The 945-nt window shown below is 66.2% G+C and carries 1 protein-coding gene; it reads left to right on the plus strand.

Annotated features, from left to right (window positions below; all coding sequences use genetic code 11):
- The coding region (locus tag C1I98_RS45235) for a L,D-transpeptidase (RefSeq protein WP_111172228.1) at nucleotides 1–866 on the plus strand (866 nt) is incomplete at its 5' end.
- Between the last annotated feature and the right edge of the window lie 79 nt (nucleotides 867–945).

Genomic DNA, 945 nt, shown 5'->3' on the forward strand with positions numbered 1-945 from the left:
CCACCTACACCGTCACCGCCACCGCCCAAGGCACCGGCGGCCCCGCCGAGCACACCAGCACCTTCACCACCCTCAAACCCGCCCGCGAACTGACCATCGCCGACGTCACCCCCAGCCTCAAAGGCGAGAAGGTCGGCGTCGGAGCGCCCATCATCGTCACCTTCAACCAGTCCGTCGGCGACCGCCGCGCGGTGGAGAAGGCCCTGAAGGTCGAGGCCGAAAAACCCGTCCAAGGCGCCTGGCGGTGGATCGCCGACAACCGGATCATCTACCGCACCGCCAAGTACTGGCCCGCCCACCAGACGGTCACCTTCACCGCCGACCTGGAAGGCGTCCGCGCCGCCCGCGACATGTACGGCGTCAAGGACGTCACCAAGACCATCAAGATCGGCGCCAAGGTCATCAGCACCGTCGACGCCCGCAAGAAGACGATGACCGTCAAACGCGACGGCAAGACCGTCAAGAAGATGCTGATCAGCGCCGGCAAGGCCACCACCCGCGAATACACCACCACCAGCGGCGTCCACCTCACCATGGAAAAGGCCAACCCGGTCCGGATGATCTCCCCGGGCCGCAAGAAGGGCGACCCCGAGTACTACGACGTGATGATCAATCACGCGGTGCGCATCTCCAACTCCGGCGAGTACGTCCACGCCAAGAACAACGTCTGGGCCCAAGGCCGCCAAAACGTCAGCCACGGCTGCATCAACGCCCGCCCCGACCAGGCCAGATGGTTCTATGACACCATGCAGCGCGGCGACCTGGTGATCGTCAAGGGCACCAGCCGCGACCTGGAGTGGAACAACGGCTGGGGCTACTGGCAGATGCCGTTCAAGCAGTGGAAGAAGGGCAGCGCCCTGTCCTGACCCGCCGCCGGCGCGGGGCTGGTGCGGGTCGACTGTTACGCCGGTGGCGATGGGCGGCTGGTGCGGTACTACGAGGGGC

This window comes from Spongiactinospora gelatinilytica (genome assembly GCF_003236385.1).
In the GTDB taxonomy this organism is placed as follows: domain Bacteria; phylum Actinomycetota; class Actinomycetes; order Streptosporangiales; family Streptosporangiaceae; genus Spongiactinospora; species Spongiactinospora gelatinilytica.